The organism is Micromonospora sp. PRAS1 (genome assembly GCF_059553435.1).
Genome location: NZ_JCANNB010000048.1, coordinates 1 through 22,541, shown reverse-complemented (window position 1 = coordinate 22,541; position 22,541 = coordinate 1). Strand labels below are relative to the sequence as shown.

The window sequence follows — 22,541 nt, the reverse complement described above, 5'->3', positions numbered from 1 at the left end:
GGATCAACACTGACCGCGCCGTCCCGGGCAGCCAGTCCTCCGATCACATCTGATGAACTCGGGGAAATCGGGTCCGCGCTCCGGTGGATCAACCTCAGCCGGATCGGTCGACCGGCGGCGTCGCCCCACTGGCAGATGCTGGTGGGGCGTCCTGCCATGTCGTCATATTCGCAGCTCAGTCAGGCAGTGTGGTGCTACCCGGCAGCGCTTCAATCGACCATTGCCTATCCCGATGCACGCGGATAACATTCGCGAAACACATCGGATGTCTGGTTGCCTGCGGACACGCAGTGGGAGTTTCGGGTGGCCGGATCGATTCACCAGTTGGAGGATCGATGTCAGACCTGACCCGACGGCAGGCCCTACAGATCGGCGCGGCGGGTGCCGGTGGCGCCCTGCTGCCGCTGCCATGGACGGCCATGGCCCGAGCGGATTCGACGGCACCACCGCAGGTGCTGGCCGCCGGTGACCTGGCGCTCTGGTACGACCGGGCCGCCGGCACGGACTGGCTGCGGGCGCTGCCGATCGGCAACGGGCGGCTCGGTGCCATGGTGTTCGGCAACGTCGACGCCGAGCGCCTACAGCTCAACGAGGACACCGTCTGGGCCGGTGGACCGCACGAGCCGAGCAACCCCCGTGGCCTGGGTGCGTTGCCGGAGATCCGGCGGTTGGTCTTCGCGAACCAGTGGACCCAGGCCCAGAACCTGATCAACCAGAACATGCTCGGCAACCCGGTCGGGCAGTTGGCGTACCAGACCGTGGGCAACCTCCGGCTGGCCTTCCCCACCGGCAGCGCCTCGCAGTACAACCGGCAGCTGGACCTCACCACCGCGACCACCTCCGTGTCGTACGTGCTGAACGGGGTGCGGTACCAGCGCGAGGTGTTCGCCAGCGCGCCGGACCAGGTCATCGCGATGCGGCTGACCGCCGACCGGACCGGCTCGATCACCTTCACGGCCACCTTCGACAGCCCGCAGCGGACGACCGTGTCCAGCCCGGACGGCGCCACGATCGCCCTGGACGGTGTCTCCGGCAACCAGGAGGGCGTCACCGGTCAGGTCCGGTTCCTGGCCCTGGCCCACGCCACCGTCAGCGGCGGCACCGTGACCAGTTCCGGAGGCACGCTGCGGGTCACCGGCGCCAACAGCGTGACCCTGCTGGTCTCGATCGGCTCCAGCTACGTCAACTACCGCAACGTCGGCGGCGACTACCAGGGCATCGCCCGACGGCATCTCACCGCCGCCCGGGCCAGCAGTTACGACCAGCTGCGCGCCCGGCACGTCGCCGACTACCAGGCGTTGTTCGGGCGGGTCAGCCTCGACCTGGGGCGCACCTCCGCCGCCGACCAGCCGACCGACGTACGCATCTCCCAGCACAACAGCGTCAACGATCCGCAGTTCTCCGCGCTGTTGTTCCAGTTCGGCCGGTACCTGCTGATCTCCTCCTCGCGTCCCGGCACCCAGCCGGCAAACCTCCAGGGCATCTGGAACGACTCGCTGACCCCGGCCTGGGACTCGAAGTACACGATCAACGCCAACCTGCCGATGAACTACTGGCCGGCCAACACCACGAACCTGTCGGAGTGCCACGGGCCGGTCTTCGACATGGTCAGAGACCTCGCGGTCAGCGGTGCCCGGACCGCCCAGGTGCAGTACGGCGCCGGTGGATGGGTCACCCATCACAACACCGACGCCTGGCGGGCCACCTCCGTGGTCGACGGTGCCTTCTGGGGCATGTGGCAGACCGGCGGCGCCTGGCTGGCCACGCTGATCTGGGACCACTACCTCTTCACCGGCGACGTCGAGTTCCTGCGGGCGAACTACCCGGCGATGAAGGGTGCCGCCCAGTTCTTCCTCGACACCCTGGTGACCGAGCCTAGCCTCGGCTACCTGGTGACCAACCCGTCCAACTCGCCGGAGATCGGCCACCACCCGGACGCTAGCGTCTGCGCCGGGCCCACCATGGACAACCAGATCCTGCGGGACCTCTTCGACGGGTGCGCCCGGGCCAGCGAGATCCTCAACGTCGACGCCACCTTCCGGGCCCAGGTCCGGGCCACCCGGGACCGGCTCGCGCCGAACCGGATCGGCTCGCGCGGCAACATCATGGAGTGGCTCTACGACTGGACGGAGACCGAGCGGACCCACCGGCACGTCTCACACCTCTACGGGCTGGCCCCAAGCAACCAGATCACCAAGCGCGGCACCCCGCAGCTGTTCGAGGCGGCCCGGCGGACCCTGGAGATCCGCGGTGACGACGGGACCGGCTGGTCATTGGCCTGGAAAATCAACTTCTGGGCCCGGCTGGAGGAGGGCAACCGCGCCCACGACCTGATCCGCTACCTCGCCACCCCCGCCCGCCTCGCCCCCAACATGTTCGACCTGCACCCACCGTTCCAGATCGACGGCAACTTCGGCGCCACCGCCGGCATCGCCGAGATGCTGCTGCACAGCCACACCGGCGAACTGCACATCCTGCCGGCCCTGCCGACGGCCTGGCCCACCGGGCGGGTGAGTGGTCTGCGGGCCCGGGGCGGGCACACCGTCGGCATCGCCTGGAGCAACGGCCAGGCCACCGAGGTGCTCGTCCGACCGGACCGCGCCGGCACCGTCCGGCTGCGTGGCCGGCTCTTCGCCGGTAACCACACAGTGGTCGACACCGCCGACGGCACCCCGGCCCGGACCATCCGGATCGAGACCGACCTGATCGAGGTCACCGTGGCGGCCGGCCGCACCTACCGGGTCACCGGCTCCGGCTCCACCCCGACCGCGCCACCGCTGGAACAGAGCTTCACAAACGTCAGCACCACGAACGACAACAACACAGGTGCCGGCAACTTCGACGGCAACGGCGCGACCCTCTCCGCGCAGGCCCTGTCCGCGGCGGGCGTCACCCCGGGCGCCACCGTGAGCCGCAACGGGGTGAACTTCCGCTGGCCCAACGTCGCCCCGGGCGGTGCCGACAACGCCATCGCCTCCGGGCAGTCGATCGGCGTGACGGGCACCGGCCGGACACTCGGCTTCCTGGCGACCGGCACCTACGGCGCCGTGTCGGGCACGGCCGCGGTGGTCTACGCCGACGGCACCCGGCAGACCTTCACGCTGAGCACCCCCGACTGGTACGGCGGGCCGCATTCCGGTGCCACCGCCGCCATCGTGATGGCGTACCAGAACCGGCCCGGCAACCAGCGGCAGAACGTCAGCGCCTGCGTCTACTACGTGGGGGTGGCGTTGCAGAACAAGCCGGTGGCCCGGGTCGAGCTGCCCAACATCAGCGCACGTGCCGCGGCCAACGTACCGACCATGCACATCTTCGCGATCGCGATCGGCGCCTGACCGCCGGGAACCGCGATCGGCCGCTGACGACCCGGGGCGGGTCTGCCGGATCCACGAAGGACCCGGGAGACCCGCCCCGGCGTGTGTCGAACCGTCAGCTCTTCCGCTGGGCCAGCAGCCACTGAAGGATGCTCTGGTCCTCGTAGGTCGGGCCGTAGGCGGCGTGGTAGTCGGGCAGCGAGAAGGCCTCGTTGCCGTACTCGGTGTAGTGCAGCAGCTCAGCGATCTGCTCGGGCGACTTGCCCCGCGCCTGGTACGCCGAACGCAGCGCGGCGTCGGAATTGCGCGCGAGCGAGATGTTGAGCAGGTGGTCGTTGACGCCGTGGGTGATCCAGAGCGGGACCTCCCCGGCGGCGATGGCCGTCGCCTGGCTGGCGCTGATCTGGAAACCGCCGGTGACCAGGCCGGCGGTGAAGAGGTCGGGGCGCTTGGCGAACGCCTCCCAGAGCAGCCGCGATCCGTACGAGACGGTGGTGGCGTAGACCCGCTTGGTGTCCACCGCGAAGTCCTTGCTGAACTGCTCGACCAGCTTGATCAGCAGGTCGCCCTCGGCGGGCAGACCGACGCGCTGGTTCTGCGGAGCCAGCACGATCACGTCCTCCTGGCTGCCGGTCCAGCTGGACTGCAACCAGGCGGTCGCCGGGATGTCGGCGGCGATCTGTACGCCCAGGTTGTCGCCGTCCCAGCCCATGCCGTGTCCGGGCAGCACCACCATCAGCGGGTACTTCTTACCGGGCTGGTAGTTCTTCGGCAGGTGGTAGTGGTACGGCAGCACCATTCCGGCGTTGAGGTACGAGCCGTACCGGAAGTCGTCGACGAGCAGGTTGACCGCCGGCTCGGTGACCCCGCGCGAGACCTTCGGCGTGGCCTTGGCCAGCACCGGTCCCTTGCCCTTGCCCTTGCCCTTGCCGGGCTGGGCGTGCACGTCCTTGCGCTGCACCACCTGGGTCGGCAGCTCGGTGTTCACCTTGACGTGGCACAGGAAGGTCGGGCACTTGGAGAGGACGACCGTCCAGCCCAGATTCTCGTCCGGGTCAAGCTCGACGATGACGTACCGGCCCGGTACGGATCGGCGGTCGGCGCGTGAGGTGGGCGCGTTGTTGGTGTAGGTGTGGGTGACCTTCCGCTCGGCCAGCTTCGGCAGGTCCTCGATCGGGTTGAAGCGGAAGTTGTACCTGGTGTCCGAGACGGAGAAGGTCGAGTTGTCAAGCGTACGGTCGTTCACCGTCTGGCCGTACTCCACCGCGACCGCGGAGACCTTCTGCCCGTAGGTGTAGACGGTGGTGATCGGTGTGATGCTCTTGATGCCGTCGGTGGCGTCGCCGTGGTTCTTCGACGCGGCGTAGGCCGTGCCGGACGAGGCGAGCGCCAGCACCGTGGCGAAGGCGATCAGGCTCCTTCGCAGTCTCATCGGTCCTCCTTGTCGACGCGTCCGTCTGACCGGACACCCGCTGTCATCGCTTCCCCGAGCGGTGGTGGGCATGGTGTGGCGGGAACGGTCGCTAAACTGATTTAGCAGAGCATCTGCCTCGGGCTGCGTCATGTCAAGGCCAGCTCCCGCAACCTGCCGGAAACGCCGATTTCGCGTACCCGATGTCCGTCGCTGCCCGGCCCCCGCCGATTCCGGCGGGTTCGCGGTGACCGCATCTCGATGCGTGTCGCCCCTTTTCGGCGGGTTTCGGGGGTGCCCGCCACCCGGCGTGCCGGAGGGGTCGCGGTACGCCACCGACCGTCGAGAGTGGTGTATCGTCTTCGTTCGATGGTCGTCCCGGGTCGGGTCCGCGCAGGCATCGGCATCGCCCCGCCGGCACCTGCCTTGACCTGCGGTTACCTGGCCGAACGGAGGAGTGTTTCGTTCGTTACGAGACCGTGACCGCTGGATTTCCAGCCAGGTGTTGACCTGGCCAATGTGAGCGCTAACACTTGGCCTCCAAGTGCGACCCGCGCAGCCGATCGGACGGCGCGAGTTCCAGATTGGGGAAGCCAGTGAGCAGAAGAGTCCTGGCCGCTCTCGGCAGCGCCGTACTGGCGCTCAGCCTGGCGGCCTGCAGCGGCGACGGTGCCGGCAGCGGTGGGAACGACGGTGAGAAGCCCGCCGACCTGACCATCGGCGTCTCGATGCCGACCCAGACCTCCGAGCGGTGGATCGCCGACGGCAACTCGGTCAAGGAGAAGCTGGAGGCCAAGGGCTACAAGGTCGACCTCCAGTACGCCGGTGACGACATCCCCACCCAGTCGCAGCAGGTCGACCAGATGATCACGCGCGGCGCCGACGTGCTCATCATCGCGGCCATCGACGGCACCGCGCTGAGTGGTCAGTTGCAGGCGGCGGCCGACGCGAACATCCCGGTCATCGCCTACGACCGGCTGATCCGGAACAGCCCGAACGTCGACTTCTACGTCAGCTTCGACAACTTCAAGGTCGGCGTCGCGCAGGCCACCGCGCTGCTGGTCGGGCTCGGCGTGCAGAACAAGGACGGCTCGAAGGGCGACGCCAAGGGCCCGTTCAACATCGAGCTCTTCGCCGGCTCGCTTGACGACAACAACGCCCACTTCTTCTTCCGGGGCGCGACGGAAACCCTCAAGCCGTTCATCGACGACGGCACGCTGAAGGTCAAGTCGGGGCAGACCAAGATCGAGCAGGTGGCGATCCTGCGCTGGCAGCAGGAGGCCGCGCAGACGCGGATGGAGGACCTGCTGACCTCCAGCTACAACGACGGCACCAAGGTCGACGGCGTGCTGTCGCCGTACGACGGGCTGTCCCGGGGCATCATCACCGCCCTCCAGAACGCCGGCTACCGCGGCGCCGACGCGATGCCGGTGGTGACCGGGCAGGACGCCGAGATCGCCTCGGTCAAGCTGATCAACGACGGGGTGCAGAACTCCACCATCTTCAAGGACACCCGCCTGCTGGCCGAGCAGGCCGTGGTCGTCGGTGAGGCGTTCCTCCAGGACAAGCAGCCGGAGGCCAACGACACCGAGACCTACGACAACGGGGTCAAGGTGGTCCCGTCGTACCTGCTGCCGGTCGAGACCGTCTACAAGGACGAGATCAAGCCCATCCTGATCGACTCCGGCTACTTCACCGCCGAGGAGGTCGCCGCCGGTCAGGCCAAGAGCTGACGGTGCGCGCCGGGCTCGGCGGCGGTGCCCGCCGCCGAGCCCGCATCCTGTTCGGATCGACTACTCTGCCCCAGCACGACAAGATCGCAGGACGGTGATCATGGGCGACAACATCCTCGAGATGCGTCGCATCACCAAGACCTTCCCGGGAGTGGCCGCGCTCCAGGACGTCTCGCTCGCCGTGGCGCGTGGCGAGATCCACGCCATCTGCGGTGAGAACGGTGCCGGCAAGTCCACGCTGATGAAAGTGCTCTCCGGCGTCTACCCGTCCGGCAGCTACGAGGGCGAGATCCTGCTCGACGGCAAGCCGGCGGACTTCCGCGGCATCCGGGACAGCGAGGAACGCGGCATCGTCATCATCCACCAGGAACTCGCCCTGGTGCCGTACCTGTCGATCGCCGAGAACATCTTCCTCGGCAACGAACGCCGCGGGCGCAGCGGTCTGATCGACTGGAACCGCACAAACGCCGACGCCGCCGAACTGCTCGCCTCGGTCGGGCTGCACGAGAACCCGGTGACGCCCGTCGTCCAACTCGGAGTCGGCAAGCAGCAGCTGGTGGAGATCGCCAAGGCGCTCTCCAAGAAGGTCCGGCTGCTGATCCTGGACGAGCCGACCGCGGCGCTCAACGACATCGACTCGGCGCACCTGCTCGACCTGATGCGCCGCCTCCGCGACCAGGGCATCACCTGCATCATGATCTCGCACAAGCTGAACGAGATCACCTCGATCGCCGACTCGACCACCGTGTTGCGCGACGGCCGGACGGTGGAGCGGCTCGACATGCGCTCGGGTGAGGTGACCCAGGAACGGATCATCCGCGGCATGGTCGGCCGGGACCTGGACAGCTTCTACCCCGACCGGGTCTCCACGCCGGGCGCGGAGGTGTTACGCATCGAGGACTGGACCGTGCGGCACCCGACGCAGGACCGGCTGGTCGTCGACGGTGCCAGCCTCGACGTACGGGCCGGCGAGGTGGTCGGCATCGCCGGCCTGATGGGCGCCGGGCGCACCGAACTCGCGATGAGCGTCTTCGGCCGCTCGTACGGGCGGGACATCACCGGCCGGCTGTTCATGCACGGCAAGGAGATCAGGGCGCGCTCGGTCGCCGAGGCGATCAGCAACGGGATCGCGTACGCGACGGAGGACCGCAAGCGGTTCGGGCTCAACCTCATCGAGGACATCCGGCGCAACGTCTCCTCCGCTGGCCTGCGCAAGCTCGCCCGCTTCGGGTGGGTGAACGACAACGAGGAGACCAGGGTCGCCGAGGCGAGCCGGCGCGACATGAACATCAAGGCGCCGAGCGTGATGTCCGTGGTGGGCAAGCTCTCCGGCGGCAACCAGCAGAAGGTCGTCCTGTCGAAGTGGCTCTTCACCGACCCGGACGTCCTGATCCTGGACGAGCCGACCCGCGGCATCGACGTCGGAGCCAAGTTCGAGATCTACACGATCATCAACCGGTTGGTCGCGGCCGGCAAGGCCGTCATCATCATCTCCTCGGAACTGCCCGAGCTGCTCGGCATGTGCGACCGCATCTACACGCTCTCGGCGGGCCGCATCACCGGCGTGGTACCGGTCGGTGAGGCAACCCAGGAGAAGCTCATGGAACTCATGGCGAAGGACAAGGAACCCGTGCGATGACCAGCACCAAGCCCTCCTCGGTCGCGAAGGGCGAGTCGGCCGAGAGTGCTCCCGCCGCCGCGCTGCACGTCGGCACCAGCGATCCCCGTACGCTGATCCTGAACAACCTGCGGCAGAGCGGCATCTTCGTCGCCCTCGTCGTCATCGTGGCGCTCTTCGCCTTCCTGACCGACGGTCTCTCGCTGAGCCCGGGCAACATCACGAACATCGTTCTCCAGTACTCCTACATCCTGGTGCTCGCCATCGGCATGGTCATCGTGATCATCGGTGGGCACATCGACCTCTCGGTCGGCTCGGTGGTCGCGCTCACCGGCGCGGTCTCCGCCGTGGTCGTGATCCAGCAGGGTCAACCCTGGTGGGTGGGCGTGCTGGCGGCGATCGCCGTCGGGCTCGCGGTCGGTGCGTGGCACGGCTTCTGGGTGGCGTACGTCGGCATTCCCGCCTTCATCGTGACCCTGGCGGGCATGCTGCTCTTCCGCGGCCTCACCCTGCGGGTGCTGGACAACATCTCACTGTCGCCGTTCCCGGCCGAGTACAACCGGATCGCGGCGGGCTTCCTCAACGGACTCCTCGGCGGCGACGGCTACGACGCCTTCACCCTGTTCATCGGTGGTATCGCGGTGGCCGGCTACGTGGTGAGCTGCTTCCGCACCCGGGTGGCCCGGATCCGCTACCAGCAGCCCGTCGAGTCGTTCGTGCTCTTCATCGCCCGGATGGCGCTGGTCGGCGCCGTGGTCATGTGGTTCGCCTGGCAGCTGGCCCACGCCCGGGGACTGCCGATCGTGCTGATCATCCTCGCCGCGCTGGTGCTGGTCTACGGGCTGCTCACCCGGCGTACGGTCTTCGGCCGGCAGGTCTACGCGATCGGCGGCAACCTCTCCGCGGCGATGCTGTCCGGCGTGAAGGTCAAGACCGTCAACTTCTGGATCTTCGTCAACATGGGCTTCCTGTCCGCCGTGGCGGGCATCATCTTCTCCTCCCGCTCCAACGGCGCGCAGCCCGCGGCGGGCAACATGTTCGAACTGGACGCGATCGCCGCGGCGTTCATCGGCGGCGCGGCCGTCACCGGTGGCGTCGGAACGGTCGTCGGCGCCATGGTCGGCGGGCTCATCATGGCGGTGATGAGCAACGGCATGCAGCTGATGGGCGTGGAGCAGTCGATGCAGTCGGTGGTGAAGGGCCTGGTGCTGCTCATCGCGGTGGCCTTCGACGTCTACAACAAGCGCCGCGCCGGCGCGAGCCGGTGAGTCACGGGCGCGGGCCGGCCGGTGCCGGGCCGGCCCGCGCCTTGACGTCCGGTACCTTCTTGGCGACACTGCCTCGCGTCAACTGTCCGCATCAGCGCTGACGCCGGGGGTGCGGATGCTGCTCCAGGAGGAGATCCGCCGGCGCAATGCCGGCGCGCTGCTGCGACACGTACACCTGGGTGGCGCGGTCTCGCGCGCGGAGCTGGCCGGGCGGATGGGTCTCAACCGCAGCACCATCAGGGCGCTGACCACCGAGCTGGCCCGGGTCGACCTGGTGCACGAGGAACCCCCTGCGGACACCGGGCGCGCCGGTCGACCGTCCCTACTGGTCCGGCCCGCCTCCGACCGGTGCTACGTGCTTGCCTTCGACGTCGCCGTGGACCGGCTGGTCGCCGCCCGGGTCGGGTTGGGCGGGATCATCCTGGACCGTCGGGAAGCGGTACGCCCGCGCGCCGGGCCCGACCTGCCCCGCGTGGTCGACATCCTCGCCCGCTTCGGTCGCCAGCTGCATCGCGCGGCGCCGCCGCAGGCGACCTGCGTGGGGCTGGGCGCGTCGTACTGCGGGATGATCCGGCCCGGGGACGGGATGGTCCGCTTCGGCCCCGACCTCGGCTGGGTCGACCAGGCGTTCGGGGCCGAACTCGGGCGGCGGCTCGGGCTCGGCCTACCGGTGGTGGTGGGTAACGAGGCGCATCTCGGCGCCCAGGCCGAACAGCAGCGTGGTGCGGGCGTCGGCTTCGAGAACCTCATCTACCTGCACGGGGACGTCGGCGTCGGTGGCGGCATCATCGTCGGTGGCCGGCTGCTCGGCGGCGACGGCGGCTACGGCTGCGAGCTGGGGCACATGGTGGTCAACCCGTACGACGGTCGACCCTGCGGGTGCGGCTCGTCCGGCTGCCTGGAGGCCGAGGTCGGCGAGCGGGCCCTGCTCGACGCAGCCGGCCGCCCGGCCGAACTGTTCGGCCGGGCGGCTGTCCGGTCCGTGGCCGACGACGCCGACCGGGGCGATCCCGTGGCCCGGGAGGCGTTGCGCCGCATCGGCGACTGGCTCGGCATCGGGGTGGCGAACCTGATCAACCTGTTCAACCCGGGCATGGTGGTCTTCGGCGGGATGCTCTGCGACCTGTATCCCGGCGCGGCGGCCCAGGTCCGCAGCCGGATCGCCCGCAACGTGCTGCCGGTCGCCCGCGAGCACGTACGGCTGCGCACCGCGGCGCTCGGCGACGACGCCACCCTGGTCGGCGCGGCCGAACTCGGCTTCGCCGCCCTCCTCGCCGACCCCCTCGGCAAGGACGCCCCCCACCACCCCGCCGCCGATCTTGCACTTCCGGTCGCCGGTACGCCGGCTATGCGGCCTTTGCCGGGGCGGAAAGTGCAAGATCGGCGGGAGGGGGAGCGGGGTGAGGGTTAGATTCGGGTCCAGCGTTGGTTGGCGGCGGTGTGGCAGTTCCAGACGAGGACCGTGGTGCCGTTGGCGGTGCCGTTGTTGTTCACGTCCAGGCAGAGGTTCGGGAAGCGGACACTACTGATGGTGCCGTTGCCGTTGAAGGTCCACTGCTGGTTGGTGCCACCGTTGCAGTCCCAGATCTGCACCGGCGTACCGGCGGTGGCGGTCGATGAGATGTTCAGGCACTTGCCGAGCACCTGGAGGGCCTGACCGCTCTGGGTGAAGCTCTGGTTGCTGTTGGTGTGGCAGTCCCAGATCAGCGTCGCGGTGCCGTTGGCGGTGCCGCTGTTGTTGACGTCGAGGCACCGGCCGGACGACTCGCTGCGCAGCCGGAAGGTGGTCGGCGGCGGTGGGTTGGTGGTCCCGCCGCCGCTTACCCGGTACACCACCGTGCCGTGCGCCGGCACGCTGGCCGAGATCGTGCCGGTGCTGGTCGAGGTGCCGTTGGTCCAGGCGTCGCGGAGGGTGAACGAGTTGCCCGACTTACCGATCGCCGCCGCCGTGGTGGAGACGGTGGTGGTGGAACTGCCCTGGTTGAACAGAGCGACCGCGACATCCCCGTTGGCCAGCCGCTTGGCCAGCACCCGGCGGGTGCCGTCGTTGGAGACCTGCACCGCCTGAAGCGCCAGCGGATCCTGGTTGATGGCGACCAGGTTCTGGTTGCGCAGGATGTCCAGGGTGGCCGTGCTGGCGTTGCGGATGTCGTTGCCGGCGATAAGTGGTGACGCCATGATGGCCCAGAGGGCGAAGTGGCTGCGCATCTCGGTGTCGTTCATGCCACCGTTGCCGACCACCAGCATGTCCGGGTCGTTGAACGAACCCGGCGAGGCGTACGAGGCCAGCGGCACGTTGACGTTGACGATGTTCTGGATGCCCATCGGGTAGCCGTTGGTCTGGCCGGTGTTCCACGCGTTGGTGATGTCCTCGGTGGTCCGCCACATGTTGGCGATGTCGCCCCAGTTGCGCTGCGGGCCGGTCTTCTCGTGGATGCTGTTCGGGTTGATGCTGTAGACGATCGGTCGGCCGGTGGCGGCGAGCGCGTCGCGCATCAGGGAGAACCCGGCGATCTGGTCGTTGATGGTGCCCCAGGGGGAGCACCAGTCGTACTTGAGGAAGTCCACGCCCCAGGCGGCGAACTGCCGGGCGTCCTGGTACTCGTGTCCGAGGCTGCCGGTCGAACCGGGCCAGGCCCCGAAGTACTGGGCGCAGGTCTTCTCCCGGGGCACCTGGTAGAGGCCGAAGAGCAGACCGCGGGCGTGCAGGTAGTCACCGAGCGCCTTCATGCCGCTGGGGAAGCGACCCGCGTGGGCCTGGAGGTTGCCCTGCGCGTCCCGGTTGGGGTCGAACCAGCAGTCGTCGACCACGACGTACTTGTAGCCGAGGTCGCGCATGCCGGTGTTGACGATGGCGTCGGCCATCTGCCGGATCAGCGTCTCGTTGATGTTGCAGCCGAAGGTGTTCCAGGTGTTCCAGCCCATCGGTGGGGTGCGGGCCACGCCGTTGTTGAGTGCCTGAGCGGGCTTCGGCGAGTGGAAACTGCCGACGACGACTGTGGTGAGCGTCAATGCCAGAACGCTCAGGACGGCCAACCATCGTGGTCGTGCGCGCATGTGATCCTCCTCGGATAACAGGGCGGACAGGTGTCAGTCATCGATGACCGGCCGCGAGTTGTGCGAAGGAGCCCGGGCCGGTTCGGAGGGGTGTGGCGGGGACGGGGCGTCGCCTGCTCGCCCACGGACAAAGCGACCGGAGCACGGCAGGGACGCCTACCGCCGGTCCGTCCGCAGGGTCGCGTCGGCCGTCACCGGCACGCCGGCGATGGCCTGGTGGCAGGGGGCCGGATCACCCGCGCGCAGGCCGCATCGATGTCAGGGATGTTATCGCTTACATCCAGTCCTGTAAATCGAAAGCGGTCGCTGTCGGCGAGAGGGCTGGTTTCCACGGGTTGGTACGGACTCATCACTGATTTCCGAAGCCGCAGCTCAACTCGGTGGATGGTGATTGTTCGTTCGCCAGCTCCCGGTTGCGCCGAAGTCCGGGCTGACGGACGGGATGACCTTCGGGAGGGAAGCCATTGTTAACGTTAATACGACGCTCCGGCGGCGGATGACCATGCCGTGCCGCCCGGCTCACGGGCCGCGTGGCGCCACCCTCCTGGCGGGCGGCGTGAAGCGCGATGGGGCGGCGGCGCCGCCGGTCACCGTTGGCCGGCTACGGGGCGAGTCGTCGGGTCGGGCGCTGGTCGGTCTTCAGCCCGTCGCCCGGGCCCGATGCGGGTCCGAGCCGGCCGTGCCGGCATCGTCCGGGCCGGACGTTGTCGCAGCCTGCGGTGGCGCGGGTGGGGTAAATCGGGCGACCCTGCACTCCGTTACGGAGCTGTTGCCGGCAGGTGTCTTGACGGCATCGGATGTGAGCGTTAACACTGAGGTTCGTCATCGGCCGGAGGTGAAGATGAGCGGTGTGGACGAAGCGGGCGACCGGTATGTCGTCGGGGTGGACTACGGGACCTTGTCCGGACGGGCCCTGGTGGTCCGGATCCGTGACGGTGCCGAGCTGGGAACCGCGGTGCACGAGTACCGCAACGCGGTCATCAGCTCCGCCCTGCCGGACGGTGGCACGCCCCTACCACCCGACTGGGCGTTGCAGGATCCCGAGGACTACCGCGAGGTGCTCCGGCGGGCCGTGCCGGCGGCGGTGGCCGCGGCCGGGGTGGATCCCGCCCAGGTCGTCGGCATCGGCATCGACTTCACCGCCTGCACGGTCCTGCCGACGCTCGCCGACGGCACCCCGCTCTGCGAGGTGCCGGAGCTGCGCCAGCGCCCGCACTCCTGGGTGAAGCTCTGGAAGCACCACGCGGCCCAGCCGCACGCCGACCGGATCAACGCCCTGGCCCACGAGCGGGGCGAGCCGTGGATCGGCCGGTACGGCGGCAAGATCTCCGCCGAGTGGCAGTTCGCCAAGGGCCTCCAGCTGCTCGAAGAGGACCCGGAGGTGTACCGGCGGGCCCAGCGCTTCATCGAGGCCGCCGACTGGATCGTGTGGCAGCTCTGCGGCGTCGAGACCCGCAACGTCTGCACGGCCGGCTACAAGGGCATCATGCAGGACGGCAAGTACCCGTCGACGGACTACCTGACCGCGCTCAACCCCGACTTCGGCGACTTCGTGGCCAAACTGGACGGTCCGCTGCTGCCGCTCGGCGACAAGGCGGGCGAGCTGACCGCGCAGGCCGCCGCCTGGACCGGGCTGCCGGCGGGGATCGCCGTGGCGGTCGGCAACGTCGACGCCCACGTCACCGCCGCCTCCGCGCAGGCGCTGCACCCGGGCCGGCTGGTGGCGATCATGGGAACCTCGACCTGCCACGTGGTCAACGGCGAGCACCCCGCCGAGGTGGCCGGCATGTGCGGCGTCGTCGACGGCGGCATCAGCGCGGGCGCCTGGGGCTACGAGGCCGGGCAGAGCGGTGTCGGCGACATCTTCGGCTGGTTCGTCAAGCACGCCGCACCGGCCGAGACGGCCTCGCACGAGCGGCTCACCGAGTTGGCCGCCGCCCAGCCGGTCGGCGCCCACGGGCTGGTCGCCCTGGACTGGTGGAACGGCAACCGCTCGCTGCTGGTCAACCACGATCTCAGCGGAATGATCGTCGGACTCACGCTGGCCACCCGGCCGGAGGACATCTACCGGGCGTTGCTGGAGGCGACGGCGTACGGCACCCGGATGATCATCGAAGCGTTCGTCGAGGCGGGGGTGGATGTCCACGACCTGGTGATCGCCGGTGGCCTCACCTCGAACAAGCTGCTGATGCAGATCTACGCCGACGTCACCAACCGGCCGCTGGGCATCATCGGTTCCGCTCAGGGGCCGGCGCTCGGCTCGGCGATCCACGCCGCGGTGGCCGCTGGCGAGTACCCCTCGATCCACGAGGCGTCGCAGGCGATGGGGCGGGTGAACGAGGCGGTCTACCGGCCGGATCCGGACCGGGTACGCGCCTACGACGCCCTCTACGCCGAGTACCGGGCGCTGCACGACCACTTCGGTCGGGGCGCCAACGACGTGATGCTGCGCCTGCGAACCATTCGGAACGCGGCGGTCGAGTCGGCCGCGTCGCAGCACGAGACCCCGCTGGAGGTGGTCGCATGACCGAGCGTGAGCTGCGCGAGACCGTCGCCCGCCTGCACGGCGAGCTGACCCGTTACGGTCTGGTGGCCTGGACGGCCGGAAACGTCTCCGCGCGGGTGCCCGGCCGGGACCTGATGATCATCAAGCCCAGTGGCGTGGACTACGACGACCTCTCGGCGGAGAACATGGTGCTCTGCGACCTCGACGGCGTACCGGTCGAGGGCGAGCTGTCGCCGTCGAGCGACACCGCCGCGCACGCCTACGTCTACCGCGCCATGCCCGAGGTCGGCGGGGTGGTCCACACCCACAGCACGTACGCGACCGCCTGGGCGGCGCGTGGGGAGTCGATTCCCTGCTACCTGACCGCCCAGGCCGACGAGTTCGGTGGCGAGATCCCGGTCGGACCGTTCGCGTTGATCGGCGGCGACGACATCGGCAAGGGAATCGTCAGCACCCTCACCGGGCACCGCTCGCCGGCGGTGCTGATGCGCAACCACGGCGTATTCACCATCGGGTCCACCGCCCGGGCCGCGGTGAAGGCGGCGGTGATGTGCGAGGACGTCGCCCGGACCGCGCACCTGGCGCGCGCCCTGGGCCAACCGGTGCCGATCGCGCCGGCCGACATCGACGCCCTGTACGCCCGCTACCAGAACGTGTACGGCCAGCGGCCCGCACCGCAGGCCAACCCCTGACCCCGGTTCCGGGCCATCGGCGGCCCGGGGCCGAACGCGCATCACCCACGCAACCTCCATCCGCACCACCCCTGCACCACGAAAACCGCACCACAACCGCCGCCCGTGCACCTCGCGGGCGGCGTGGCAACCGCAACCCCACCCGAGGAGTACCGATGAGAAGCATGCAAATGTCCCTCGCGCCTCGGCGCGCCGTCGCGGCTATCGCCGCCCTGCTGCTTGCCGGCAGCGTGGCCGCCTGCGGCAACAGCGACACCGGATCAGGAGACGGCGGCGGCGGCGACGACAAGATCGTCATGGGCTTCTCCCAGGTCGGCGCAGAGAGCGGCTGGCGGACGGCGAACACCAACTCCATCAAGGAGGCCGCTGCCGAGGCGGGCATCGAGCTGAAGTTCGACGATGCCCAGCAGAAGCAGGAGAACCAAATCAAGGCCATCCGCAACTACATCCAGCAGAAGGTCGACGTGATCGCCTTCTCGCCGGTGGTGGAGTCGGGTTGGGACACCGTGCTCAAGGAGGCCAAGGACGCCGGCATCCCGGTCATCCTGACCGACCGTGCCGTGGACTCGGCCGACAAGTCGCTCTACAAGACCTTCCTCGGGTCGGACTTCGTCAAGGAAGGCCGGCTGTCGGGGGAGTGGCTGGTCGAGGAGAAGAAGTCCGCGACCGGTGACGTGAACATCGTCGAGTTGCAGGGCACCACCGGTTCGGCCCCGGCCAACGACCGCAAGAAGGGCTTTGCCGAGGCGATCGCCGCCGACCCCAAGCTGAAGGTCATTGCCTCCCAGTCGGGTGACTTCACCCGGGCCGGTGGCAAGCAGGTCATGGAGCAGTTCCTGAAGGCCCACCCGAAGATCGACGTGCTCTTCGCGCACAACGACGACATGGGCCTGGGCGCGCTGGAGGCGATCACCGCCGCCGGCAAGGTGCCCGGCAAGGACATCACCATCATCACCATCGACGCGGTCAAGGACGGCATGCAGGCCCTGGCCGACGGCAAGTTCAACTTCATTGCGGAGTGCAGCCCGCTGCTCGGGCCACAGCTGATGGAGCTGGCCAAGAAGGTGCACGCCGGCGAGGAGGTGCTGCCGCGGATCGAGACCGAGGAGACCACCTTCACGCAGGAGCAGGCCAAGGAGGCCCTGCCCAACCGGAAGTACTGATCGACGCCCGGGGTCGCCGCGCTGACGTGGCGACCCCACCGCGTCGCCCTTTTCCCGACGGACTGGGCAATTCGGCCCGAGATATCCCGTGCCACGTCCGCCCGGTCGACCCGTAGGTCGGCCGGGCGGACGCGACGGGGCCGCCGTGGCCCCCCGGTCCGTACCGATAGAACTTAGAAAAAGGCCTGATGGGATGACGGATAGCCCTCCGGTCCTGACGATGACCGGGATCAGCAAGTCCTTCCCCGGGGTGCGTGCACTCCACGACGTCGACTTCCGGCTCTTCCCCGGCGAGGTGCACGCCCTGATGGGCGAGAACGGTGCCGGCAAATCCACCCTGATCAAGGTGCTGACCGGGGTGTACGGCATCGACGAAGGCACCATCACCCTGGATGGGGAGCAGGTGGCCTTCAGCGGACCGATGCAGGCCTCCGCCGCCGGGGTCAGTACGGTCTACCAGGAGGTCAACCTCTGCCCGAACCTCTCGGTGGCGGAGAACATCTTCATCGGGCGGGAGCCCCGCCGCCTCGGTGCCGTGCGCTGGGGCGAGGTGCGGCGGCGAGCCCGGCAGCTGCTGGCCCGGCTGGATCTCGACATCGACGTGACCGCGCCGGTGGCGAGCTACTCGCTGGCGGTGCAGCAGATGGTCGCCATCGCCCGCGCGATCGATGTGCAGGCTCGGGTGCTGATCCTCGACGAGCCGACCTCCAGTCTGGACGCGGGTGAGGTGGCGCAGCTGTTCCGGATCATGCGGCAGCTGCGCGACGAGGGGATCGCGATCCTTTTCGTGACCCACTTCCTCGACCAGGTCTACGGCATCGCCGACCGGATCACTGTGCTGCGCAACGGCACCCTGGTCGGGGAATACCCGACCGCCGAACTGCCGCAGCTCGCCCTGGTCGAGAAGATGATCGGCAAGGAACTCGACGTCCTCGAACGCATCGAGGAGCACCCCCGGCGGGAGTTGGCGGCGCTGGAGGGTGGCACCCCGTTCGTCGAGGTCTCCGGGTTGGCCCGCAAGGGGGCGGTCGACCCGTTCAGCCTGACCATCCACGCCGGCGAGGTGGTCGGTCTGGCCGGCCTGCTCGGCTCGGGGCGTACCGAGGTGGCGCGGCTGTTCTTCGGCGCCGACCGGGCCGACCGGGGCGAGGTTGCGGTGAACGGCAAACCGACCGGCCTGCGTAACCCGGTGCAGGCCATCGAGCAGGGCATCGGGTTCTGTTCGGAGAACCGCCGCGCCGAGGGGATCATCCCCGACCTGACGGTCCGGGAGAACATGATCCTGGCGATGCAGGCGGCCCGGGGCTGGCTGCGCCCGATCCCGCGCCGCCGCCAGGACGAGCTGGTCGAGCAGTACATCAAGGCGTTGAGTATCCGGCCGGCCAACCCCGAGCTGCCGGTACGCAACCTCTCCGGCGGAAACCAGCAGAAGGTGCTGCTGGCCCGCTGGCTGATCACCGAGCCCCGACTGCTGATCCTGGACGAACCGACCCGCGGCATCGACATCGGTGCCAAGGCGGAGATCCAGCGCCTCGTGGTGCAGCTCTCCGACGGCGGCATGGCCGTGCTCTTCATCTCCGCCGAGCTGGAGGAGGTGCTGCGGCTGAGCCACAAGGTCGCGGTGATGCGGGATCGGGAGATGGTCGCCCAGCTCAGCAATGACGACACCGTGGACGCGGACCGGGTGATGCAGACTATCGCCAGCGGTTCCCAACGGGAGGGGGCGGAACAGTGACCGAGACCAAGGACCGCTACCGGGCCATCCTCGGTCACCGGCTCTTCTGGCCGGTCGCCGTGCTCCTGGTCCTGTTGGCGGCCAACACCGTCTACCGACCCGGCTTCCTGGCCGTCGAGGTCAACAACGGCCACCTGTACGGCACACCGATCGACATCCTCCGGCTGAGCGCCCCGCTGATCCTGGTCGCGCTGGGCATGACGCTTGTCATCTCCACCGGGGGCATCGACCTGTCGGTCGGTTCGATCTGCGCCATCAGCGGCGCCATCGCCTGTCTGCACATCAGCCAGGCACCGGACCAGAACAACATGACCACCGTGGTCACCGCGATCGCCATGGCGCTCGGTGTCGCGCTGGCGCTCGGCGCCTGGAACGGCGTGCTGGTCTCCGTGATCGGTATCCAACCGATCATCGCCACGCTCATCCTCATGGTGGCCGGGCGGGGCATCGCCCAGCTGGTCACCGAGGGCCAGATCATCACAATCAACTCCGGCCCGTACCGGGCGATCGGTCTGGGGCACTTCCTGGCCCTGCCACTGGCGATCTTCATCGCGCTCGGCGCGGCGCTGCTCGTCGCCGCGCTCACCCGCCGTACCGCGCTCGGCATGATCATCGAGTCGGTGGGCGGCAACCGTGAGGCCAGTCGCCTGGCCGGCATCCGGTCCGCCCGGATGGTCTTCCTTGCCTACGTGGTCAGCGCCGTGTGCGCGGCCATCGCCGGCTTCATGATGACCGCAAACGTCTCCAGTGCGGACGGCAACAACGCCGGTCTCTGGGTGGAACTCGACGCGATCCTCGCGGTCGTCATCGGTGGCACCTCGCTGGCCGGCGGCCGGTTCTACCTCAGCGGCACGATCCTCGGCGCGCTGATCATCCAGACCCTCACCACGACGGTGTACGCCATGAACATCTCCCCGCAGACGGCACTGCTCTTCAAGGCGGTGGTCGTCATCGCGGTCTGCCTCATCCAGGCACCGGCCTTCCGCGCCAAGTTCGGCAGGCGCCGACGCGGCACCCCGACCCCGCCGGCTCCGTCGGCACCGCGGCAGAAGGAGGAGGTGAAGGCGTGACCACGACCTCGTTGACCACCGGGCCGAGTTGGGCCCGGCTGCCCCGGCGGCACGTGCCGGTGCTGGTGACCCTCGCTCTGCTGCTGGTGATGTACGGCATCGGGGTGTCCCAGTACCGTGCCTTCTCCAACATCCAGGTCATCTTCAACGTCTTCATCGACAACGGCTTCCTGCTCGTGGTCGCCGTCGGGATGACCTTCGTGATCCTCACCGGGGGCATCGACCTGTCGGTCGGCTCGGTGGTCGCGATGACGGCGATGGTCTCGGCGTGGTTGCTCCAGTCGGGCCTGCCCGCGCTGCCGGTGCTGGTGATCGCGCTGCTCATCGGGCCGACGCTCGGCTTCCTGATGGGCTGTGCAATCCACTTCTTCGATCTCCAACCGTTCATCGTCACTCTCGCGGGAATGTTCTTCGCCCGCGGCATGTGCACCTTCATCAGCGACGCCTCGATCCCGATCACCGACGGCTTCTGGACCACCATGTCGCAGTACCGGATCGGCGATCCCCGGGGCAACTTCGTCTCGATCAGCGTGCTGATAGTCCTCGTGGTGGTCCTCGTCGCCGCGTACGTGCTGTCGTACACCCGGCTCGGCCGCAACGTCTACGCGATCGGCGGCAACCCGCAGTCGGCGCTGCTGATGGGCCTGCCGGTGGGGCGTACCCGGATCGCGGTCTACACCATCAGCGGGCTCTGCTCGGCGATCGGTGGGATCCTGCTCTCCTTCTACACGCTCTCCGGGGCGCCGCTGATCGCGGTCGGCATGGAACTCGACGTGATCGCGGCCGTCGTGATCGGCGGAACGGTGCTCACCGGAGGCTCGGGCTACATCTTCGGCACCATGCTCGGTGTGCTGGTGCTCGGTGTGATCCAGACGCTGATCACCTTCGACGGCAGCCTGAACTCCTGGTGGACCAAGATCGTGATCGGAGGACTGCTCTTCGCGTTCATCCTGTTCCAGCGCCTCATCGGCATCCGCTACAAGTAACCGCCCCTCTCGCGGAAGGCAACTCCCATGGCAACACACCCCCAACCCGAGGTCTGGTTCCTCACCGGAAGCCAGGCACTGTACGGCGAGGACACCCTCCGGCAGGTGGCCGAGCAGTCCCGTCAGATCGCCGCCCTGCTCGACGACTCGCCGCACATCCCCGCGCGGGTGGTCTGGAAGCCGGTCCTGACCACCAGTGCCGACATCCTGGAGATCTGTCGGGATGCCGCCGTGCAGGGAGCGGTCGGGGTGATCGCCTGGATGCACACCTTCTCGCCGGCGAAGATGTGGATCTCGGGGCTGGACGCGTTGCGGACACCGTTGCTGCACCTGCACACGCAGGCCAACGTCCGGCTGCCGTGGGACGAGATCGACATGGACTTCATGAACCTGAACCAGGCCGCCCACGGCGACCGGGAGTTCGGGTTCGTCCAGACCCGGCTCGGGGTGGCCCGCAAGACGGTGGCCGGACACGTGAGCGACCCGCGCGTCGCGCTTCGCGTCGGCGCCTGGACCCGGGCGGCGATCGGCTGGTCGGCGATGCGGTCGCTGCGCCTGGCCCGGTTCGGCGACAACATGCGCGACGTCGCGGTGACCGAGGGGGACAAGGTCGAGGCCGAACTGCGGTTCGGGGTGTCGGTCAACACCTACGGGGTCAATGACCTGGTCCGGGTGGTCGACGAGGTAGCCGACGCGCAGATCGACGACCTGGTCAAGGAGTACGACGACACCTTCCGGGTCGCCGCCGAGTTGCGGCCGGGCGGCGAGCGACACGACTCGCTGCGGTACGCGGCCCGGCAGGAGATCGGGCTGCGTACGTTCCTGGACGCCGGCGGGTTCCGCGCGTTCACCACGAACTTCGAGGACCTCGGCGGGCTGCGGCAACTGCCCGGCATCGCCGTGCAGCGGCTGATGGCCGACGGGTACGGCTTCGGTGGGGAGGGGGACTGGAAGACCTCCGTGCTGGTGCACACCCTCAAGGCGATGTCGGTGGGCACCAAGGGCGGCACCTCCTTCATGGAGGACTACACCTACGACCTCACCCCCGGCGAGGAACTCATCCTCGGCGCGCACATGCTCGAGGTGTGTCCGACAATCGCCGCGGACGTGCCGAACGTGGAGATCCACCCGCTGGGCATCGGTGGCCGGGAGGATCCGGTCCGGCTGGTCTTCGACGCCGAGCCGGGCCCGGCGGTGGTGCTCGGCCTGGCGGACATGGGCGAGCGGTTCCGGCTGGTGGCCAACGAGGTCGACGTGGTGCCGCCACCACAGCCGCTGCCCCGGCTCCCGGTGGCCCGGGCCGTCTGGCAGCCCCGCCCGCACCTGGCCGGCTCGGCCGAGGCGTGGATCACTGCGGGGGCCCCGCACCACACCGTGCTCTCCCAGGCGGTGGGTGTGGAGGAGCTGCACGACCTGGCCGAGATGGCCCGTACCGAGCTTGTGGTCATCGACGCCGACACCGAGCCCCGGCGCTTCGCCGCCGAACTGCGCTGGAACCAGGCGTACTACCGGCTCGCCCGGGGTTTCTGACCGCATCAAACACGGCCGGCGGGTCGGGTCCACTGTCGATGGACCCGGCCCGCCGGCTGCTGCATACGGTGCCGTCCGCGGCTCGTTCGTTGAGAGTATGTTACGTCTTGACTAACGGCCTGTTATCGCTCACAGTCGATACCTAAGACGGACGATATCTATGGCTGGCCGGGCCGTTAGCGTCTCGTCGAGGGCAAATCACCCAAGTCTGCGCCCCCTTGGGCAGGGGGCATTGTTAGCGATCACATGCCGCTCGCCGACGGCGCCACGGGCGCTGCGGTGAAGACCGCGCTTGTCGACGGTCGATACGGCACCTCGTTTCCGAAAGGAAGGTCATGGCTACCTTGGACGGGATCGCACCGCCTGCGCCGGGTCGGCGTAGGTGGCTGTCGCGGGTTGCCGCGGCAGCTGTGGCGGTAGTGGTGGGCGGAACGCTGGTGGCGGCGGTGACCTCGACG

At 68.8% G+C, this 22,541-nt stretch carries 14 protein-coding genes; 12 read left to right on the top strand and 2 right to left on the bottom strand.

The window, feature by feature from the left end; translation table 11 throughout:
* The first annotated feature begins 335 nt into the window (after positions 1–335).
* Positions 336–3,335 carry a glycoside hydrolase family 95 protein gene (locus AC507J_RS29215; protein ID WP_496293211.1) on the top strand — a complete coding sequence of 1,000 codons (3,000 nt, stop codon included), beginning with the start codon at positions 336–338 and terminating at the stop codon, positions 3,333–3,335.
* Between the two features lie 94 nt (positions 3,336–3,429).
* Here the strand turns inward: AC507J_RS29215 and AC507J_RS29210 are convergent, their stop codons facing one another.
* The gene (locus AC507J_RS29210; RefSeq protein WP_496293209.1) at positions 3,430–4,746 is read right to left on the bottom strand and encodes a hypothetical protein; all 1,317 of its coding nucleotides are present in this window, start codon (positions 4,744–4,746) and stop codon (positions 3,430–3,432) included.
* A 575-nt stretch (positions 4,747–5,321) separates the two neighbouring features.
* On the opposite strand from AC507J_RS29210, the gene chvE reads away from it, so the two are divergent.
* From chvE to AC507J_RS29190, 4 genes are all read left to right on the top strand, one after another.
* Positions 5,322–6,458, top strand: coding sequence for a multiple monosaccharide ABC transporter substrate-binding protein (chvE, locus tag AC507J_RS29205; protein WP_496293207.1), 1,137 nt, complete (start codon positions 5,322–5,324; stop codon positions 6,456–6,458).
* A gap of 100 nt (positions 6,459–6,558) precedes the next feature.
* Positions 6,559–8,097, top strand: a complete 1,539-nt coding sequence (gene mmsA, locus AC507J_RS29200; RefSeq protein WP_496293205.1) for a multiple monosaccharide ABC transporter ATP-binding protein — start codon at positions 6,559–6,561, stop codon at positions 8,095–8,097.
* Entirely contained in the window at positions 8,094–9,344 is a 1,251-nt protein-coding gene (mmsB, locus tag AC507J_RS29195; RefSeq protein WP_496293203.1) for a multiple monosaccharide ABC transporter permease, read from the top strand. The genes mmsA and mmsB overlap by 4 nt, the downstream gene beginning before the upstream one ends.
* A gap of 115 nt (positions 9,345–9,459) precedes the next feature.
* Complete coding sequence (locus AC507J_RS29190) at positions 9,460–10,755, top strand: ROK family protein (RefSeq protein ID WP_496293201.1); 1,296 nt, start codon at positions 9,460–9,462, stop codon at positions 10,753–10,755.
* On the opposite strand, the gene AC507J_RS29185 is transcribed toward AC507J_RS29190, so the two are convergent.
* Positions 10,752–12,401 carry a glycoside hydrolase family 27 protein gene (locus tag AC507J_RS29185; RefSeq protein ID WP_496293199.1) on the bottom strand — a complete coding sequence of 550 codons (1,650 nt, stop codon included), beginning with the start codon at positions 12,399–12,401 and terminating at the stop codon, positions 10,752–10,754. The two genes, AC507J_RS29190 and AC507J_RS29185, sit on opposite strands and share 4 nt — an antisense overlap.
* Positions 12,402–13,242: 841 nt before the next feature.
* Between AC507J_RS29185 and araB the strand changes: the two genes are divergently transcribed.
* The 7 genes from araB (at position 13,243) to araA (ending at position 22,083) form a co-directional block, all read left to right on the top strand.
* Positions 13,243–14,928: a ribulokinase gene (gene araB / locus AC507J_RS29180; RefSeq protein ID WP_496293197.1), complete on the top strand. Its 1,686-nt coding sequence runs from the start codon at positions 13,243–13,245 to the stop codon at positions 14,926–14,928.
* Positions 14,925–15,599 carry an L-ribulose-5-phosphate 4-epimerase gene (locus AC507J_RS29175; RefSeq protein ID WP_496293196.1) on the top strand — a complete coding sequence of 225 codons (675 nt, stop codon included), beginning with the start codon at positions 14,925–14,927 and terminating at the stop codon, positions 15,597–15,599. Before araB ends, AC507J_RS29175 begins: the two co-directional genes overlap by 4 nt.
* Positions 15,600–15,754: 155 nt before the next feature.
* The gene (locus tag AC507J_RS29170; RefSeq protein ID WP_496293194.1) at positions 15,755–16,762 is read left to right on the top strand and encodes an ABC transporter substrate-binding protein; all 1,008 of its coding nucleotides are present in this window, start codon (positions 15,755–15,757) and stop codon (positions 16,760–16,762) included.
* A 193-nt stretch (positions 16,763–16,955) separates the two neighbouring features.
* Positions 16,956–18,497, top strand: a complete 1,542-nt coding sequence (locus tag AC507J_RS29165; RefSeq protein ID WP_496293192.1) for a sugar ABC transporter ATP-binding protein — start codon at positions 16,956–16,958, stop codon at positions 18,495–18,497.
* Complete coding sequence (locus AC507J_RS29160) at positions 18,494–19,567, top strand: ABC transporter permease (RefSeq protein WP_496293190.1); 1,074 nt, start codon at positions 18,494–18,496, stop codon at positions 19,565–19,567. Before AC507J_RS29165 ends, AC507J_RS29160 begins: the two co-directional genes overlap by 4 nt.
* Complete coding sequence (gene yjfF / locus AC507J_RS29155; protein WP_496293188.1) at positions 19,564–20,553, top strand: galactofuranose ABC transporter, permease protein YjfF; 990 nt, start codon at positions 19,564–19,566, stop codon at positions 20,551–20,553. The genes AC507J_RS29160 and yjfF overlap by 4 nt, the downstream gene beginning before the upstream one ends.
* A gap of 27 nt (positions 20,554–20,580) precedes the next feature.
* A complete protein-coding gene (gene araA, locus AC507J_RS29150; protein WP_496293186.1) occupies positions 20,581–22,083 on the top strand; it encodes an L-arabinose isomerase in 1,503 nt (500 codons plus the stop codon).
* Positions 22,084–22,541 lie beyond the last annotated feature (458 nt).

What these genes read in the sequence shown, in the direction of transcription:
- mmsA (WP_496293205.1), top strand. Translation starts at nt 6,559, where the DNA reads ATGGGCGACAACATCCTCGAGATGCGTCGCATCACCAAGACCTTCCCG.
- araB (WP_496293197.1), top strand. Translation starts at nt 13,243, where the DNA reads ATGAGCGGTGTGGACGAAGCGGGCGACCGGTATGTCGTCGGGGTGGAC.
- mmsB (WP_496293203.1), top strand. Translation starts at nt 8,094, where the DNA reads ATGACCAGCACCAAGCCCTCCTCGGTCGCGAAGGGCGAGTCGGCCGAG.
- AC507J_RS29185 (WP_496293199.1), bottom strand. Translation starts at nt 12,401, where the DNA reads ATGCGCGCACGACCACGATGGTTGGCCGTCCTGAGCGTTCTGGCATTG.
- AC507J_RS29165 (WP_496293192.1), top strand. Translation starts at nt 16,956, where the DNA reads ATGACGGATAGCCCTCCGGTCCTGACGATGACCGGGATCAGCAAGTCC.
- araA (WP_496293186.1), top strand. Translation starts at nt 20,581, where the DNA reads ATGGCAACACACCCCCAACCCGAGGTCTGGTTCCTCACCGGAAGCCAG.
- AC507J_RS29175 (WP_496293196.1), top strand. Translation starts at nt 14,925, where the DNA reads ATGACCGAGCGTGAGCTGCGCGAGACCGTCGCCCGCCTGCACGGCGAG.
- AC507J_RS29210 (WP_496293209.1), bottom strand. Translation starts at nt 4,746, where the DNA reads ATGAGACTGCGAAGGAGCCTGATCGCCTTCGCCACGGTGCTGGCGCTC.
- AC507J_RS29170 (WP_496293194.1), top strand. Translation starts at nt 15,755, where the DNA reads ATGAGAAGCATGCAAATGTCCCTCGCGCCTCGGCGCGCCGTCGCGGCT.
- AC507J_RS29215 (WP_496293211.1), top strand. Translation starts at nt 336, where the DNA reads ATGTCAGACCTGACCCGACGGCAGGCCCTACAGATCGGCGCGGCGGGT.
- AC507J_RS29190 (WP_496293201.1), top strand. Translation starts at nt 9,460, where the DNA reads ATGCTGCTCCAGGAGGAGATCCGCCGGCGCAATGCCGGCGCGCTGCTG.